Raw genomic sequence first — 4,030 nt, 5'->3', positions numbered from 1 at the left:
GGGCACGGGGACGGGGACGCGGCGGCGGGCCCGTGGCTGCTGACGCTGTCCCTGTTCACGTCGCAGCCGTGGCTGGCGTCCCTGCAGGACGAGGGGATGCGGCGCGAGGTGTTCGAGGCGTCGACGGGCCGGGGCGGGTCCGGGGAGCACGAGACGCTGACGACGGCGATGGCGATGGTGCGGCTGCGGCTGCGCAAGGCGCGGCTGCTGGGGGCGCAGAGCTGGGCCGAGCAGGCGCTGAAGGACCGGGCGGCGCCGTCGACGGCGGCCGTGGAGGAGCTGCTGGCCGCGATGGCGCCGCGGGCGATGGCCAACGCGCGGGCGGACGCGGCGACGGCGGCGGCGCACGCGGGCCGGACGGACGCCGAGGTGGCCCCATGGGACTGGCCGGCGCTGTCCGCGGCGTACGCGCGGGAGGAGTTCGCGGTGGACGCGGACGCCCTGCGCCCGTACTTCGAGCTGGACCGGGTGCTGACCGAGGGCGTGTTCGCGGCGGCGACGGCGCTGTACGGGCTCACGTTCGCCGAGCGCCCGGAGCTGGCGCGGCACCTGTACCGCCCCGGGATCCGGGTGTTCGAGGTGACGGGTGAGGACGGTGCCGGGGTGGGTCTGTTCGTCGCGGACCTGTTCGCGCGGCCGACCAAGTCGGGCGGTGCCTGGATGCACACGGTGCGGGACATGGCGGACGCCCTGGGCGAGCGCCCGGTGGTGTTCACCACGATGAATGTGCCGGCCCCGGCGGCGGGGCGTCCGGCCCTGCTGACGCTGGATGAGGCCACGACGCTGTTCCACGAGTTCGGCCACGCCCTGCACGGGCTGCTGGCCCGGGGCGAGTACGCCTCGCTCACCGGGACGAACGTGCCGCGCGACGTCGTCGAGTTCCCGTCGCAGGTCAACGAGGTGTGGCTGCGCGAGCCGTCCCTGCTGGCCGCGTACGCGCGGCACGTGGAGTCGGGCGAGCCGCTGCCGGCGGGGACGCTGGAGCGGCTCGAGGCGGCGGACCTGTGGGGCGAGGGGCACCGCACGGTCGAGTATTTGGGCGCGGCGCTCGTGGACTGGGCCTGGCACTCGCTGACGGAGGAGACGGTGGACGCCGCCACGGCCGACCCGGCCGCGTTCGAGCGCCGGGTGCTGACCGAGGCGGGCATCGACCCGGACCTGGTGCCTCCGCGCTACGGCACCGGCTACTTCAAGCACATCTTCGGCGGCGGCTACGCGGCCGGGTACTACTCCTACGTGTGGGCCGAGGTGCTGGACGCGGACGCCGTGGAGTGGTTCCGCGAGCACGGCGGGATGACGCGGGAGAACGGCCGCCGGTTCGCGGACGAGCTGCTCTCGCGGGGCGATACGCGTGACCTGCTGGAGTCCTACCGCGCGTTCCGTGGCCGGGACGCCGAGCTCGAGCCGCTGCTGCGCCGTCGGGGGCTGGCGGACGCCGCGGCCTGAGCGCGGTCAGCGCCCCCGGCCGCCGGGGCGGGGGGCGCTGAGCACGGCGCGCAGCCAGCCGCGCACGGTGGTGTCCCACTTGCGCGGGTCCACGTTCTGCTCGCGGGTGTGGCGGGCCTGGTGGAAGCGGACGAACCGCACGAGGTCCGGGTTGCGCTCGGCCAGGTCCTGCGAGGGGCCGACGGGCACGTACTCGTCGTCCTCGGAGTGCAGGATCAGCGTGGGCACACGCACGTGGTCGGCGCGGGTCACCCAGTCCAGGGCCTTGAGGTCCACGGGGGCGGCCAGGCCCGTGATGAACCGGCCGGCCCGGTTGGCCAGCAGCCACTGGCCGAGCAGGCCCACGGCTTCGGGGATCCGGTTGAGCCGGGCCTGGTGGCGCAGCACGTCCACCCAGTCGATGACGGGGCCCGTCAGGACCACGCCGCGCACGTGCGGGGCCAGCGGGGAGCGGTCCACGGTCTGCAGCACCACGGCCCCGCCCATGGACCAGCCGAAGAGGACGACGTCCCGGGCGCCGTGGTCGAGGGCGTAGCGGATGGCCGCCTCGACGTCCTCCCATTCGGTGGTGCCGAGCCCGTAGCGGGCGTCGGCGGCGTCCGGGGCGTCGCCGTCGTTGCGGTAGGAGATCAGCAGCGACGTCATGCCCAGGCGGCGGGCGGTCGGCACGGCGCGGATGCCCTCGTTGCGGCGCGCGCCGCGGCCGTGGACCATCACCGCCCACAGCCCCTCCGCGGGACGGGGTTCGCCGTCCTCGCTGGGGTCCGGCTCGATGCGCCATGCGCGGGCGTGGCCGCCGGGCACCGGCACCTGCACGTCCTCGGCGTCGAGCCCGGCGTCGGCGGGGGTCGGGTAGACGAAGCCGGTGAACCGGCCCCGGGTCGCCGTCGTCAGATCGCCGGAGAAGACCTCCTCGACCGCGCGCTGCACCGTGCCGTCCCGGGGGTCGAAGGAGGTGATCTCCCCGATGCGGGCGCATCCGGCGCCGTCGTCGAACGTGAGGGAGTACTGGCCGGGCACGGTGGTGTACTCGTCGGCCTGCAGGATCACGTCCTGCCCGGCGGGCGTGTCGACGACGGCGAGGATCGGCGTGGACTCGGCGTGGCGGCGCACGGGGGTCACCACGGTGCGGGCGAACACGCCTGCGAGCGCCGAGCTCGCCCCGGCCAGCACGAAGGCGGAGGCCGCGGCGACGCTGAGCACGGGCGGGGCCCAGCGGGCCACCGGGGAGGCCACGGCCACGCCGCCGCGCACCGATCCGGTGACTCCGCGGCGGACCAGGCGGCCCGCTCGGCGGACGCGGGAGTCGCGACCCCCGGCCCGCCGGGCTGCCACGGTGACGGCGGCGGCCAGGGCGGGCGGCAGGTCGGCGGCCCCCGACCCCGCGCGGGACGTCCCCGCTCCCGAGCAGACCCTGGCCGCCCCGGGCGGCGCCCGCCTGACGGACGAGGAGTGGGCCCGACGGCTCACGCCCGAGGAGTTCCAGGTGCTGCGCCGGGCCGGCACGGAACGGCCCTTCACGGGCGAGTACTGGGACTCGCACGTGAAGGGCGTGTACGCGTGCCGGGCGTGCGGATCCGAGCTGTTCCGCTCGGACGAGAAGTTCGACGCGCACTGCGGCTGGCCCTCGTTCTTCGCACCGCTCGCGGAGGACCGGGTGGAGTACCTGAAGGACACCACCCTGGGCATGGAGCGGATCGAGGTGCGGTGCGCGGCGTGCGGCTCCCACATGGGTCACGTCTTCGCGGGCGAGGGCTATGACACCCCCACGGACCTGCGCTACTGCATCAACTCGATCTCGCTGCGCCTGGCCCCCGCCGACGACGCGGCGGCCCCGGACGGGGCGCGCTGATCCGGTGCGGGAGCGCCGTGGCGTCCACGGCGCGCCCCCGCGGCCCGCTGGGCCCCGCAGCCTAGGCTGACGGGCATGAGCGTGATCGGGCCCCGTCGCCTCTCCGCCGCCCCCGGGGCGGTCGAGGCGCCCGTGCCGCCGGGGGTGTTCCGGCGTGCCCTGGCGGACCTGCGCGATGCGCGGCCACGGACCGAGGTGCGGCTGCGGGAGATCCCGGCACCCGAGGGGCAGGCGCCCTTCGCCGTCGCCCTCGCCGCCGACGTGTGCGACGGGCCGGGCGCGACCGGCGGCGTGCTGGCCACGGGGCGGTTCGTCCTCCTGCACGACCCGGCCCCGGACGCCCGGTGGCCGGGAGGCTTCCGGGCGGTGACATGGATCCGTGCGAGCCTGGAACCGGACGTCGCACTGGACCAGCTGGCCGGCGCCGTCGCGTGGACGTGGCTCGTGGAGGCGCTCGAGCGCCGCCACGCCGAGCACTCCCACGCCGGCGGCACCGCGACGCGCAGCATCGCGGAGGGCTTCGGGACGCTCAGTGCGGCCCCGGACACCACCGACATCGAGCTGCGCGCCTCGTGGACCCCGGCCCCGCGGGACCTCGGCTCGCATCTCGAGGCGTGGTCGGACATGATCTGCGCGTTCGCCGGTCTGCCGCCCGAGCACGCCGCGGACGTCCACACGGCCGGCCCCTGACCGCGCGCCCGCGCCTCCGACACACCGGGCCCCGGCCCGTCC

Annotated in this window: 4 protein-coding genes; 3 read left to right on the top strand and 1 reads right to left on the bottom strand. The window is 76.2% G+C overall.

What is annotated here, in order from left to right:
- On the top strand, nucleotides 1-1,446 hold a 1,446-nt coding region (locus J1M40_RS06465; RefSeq protein ID WP_206450622.1), incomplete at its 5' end, for a M3 family metallopeptidase.
- 6 nt (nucleotides 1,447-1,452) lie between these two features.
- Here the strand turns inward: J1M40_RS06465 and J1M40_RS06460 are convergent.
- A complete protein-coding gene (locus tag J1M40_RS06460; protein ID WP_236557142.1) occupies nucleotides 1,453-2,688 on the bottom strand; it encodes a S9 family peptidase in 1,236 nt (411 codons plus the stop codon).
- Between the two features lie 172 nt (nucleotides 2,689-2,860).
- Here J1M40_RS06460 and msrB point away from each other — a divergent pair, with 172 nt between their 5' ends.
- Together msrB and J1M40_RS06450 are read left to right on the top strand one after the other, a co-directional pair.
- Entirely contained in the window at nucleotides 2,861-3,298 is a 438-nt protein-coding gene (gene msrB, locus J1M40_RS06455; protein ID WP_070708529.1) for a peptide-methionine (R)-S-oxide reductase MsrB, read from the top strand.
- Nucleotides 3,299-3,373: 75 nt separating this feature from the next.
- Nucleotides 3,374-3,988, top strand: a complete 615-nt coding sequence (locus J1M40_RS06450; RefSeq protein ID WP_020627849.1) for a DUF3000 domain-containing protein — start codon at nucleotides 3,374-3,376, stop codon at nucleotides 3,986-3,988.
- Nucleotides 3,989-4,030 lie beyond the last annotated feature (42 nt).

The organism is Micrococcus sp. KRD026 (genome assembly GCF_017168445.1).
GTDB lineage: Bacteria > Actinomycetota > Actinomycetes > Actinomycetales > Micrococcaceae > Micrococcus > Micrococcus luteus.
This window is presented reverse-complemented; position numbering and strand designations above follow the sequence as displayed.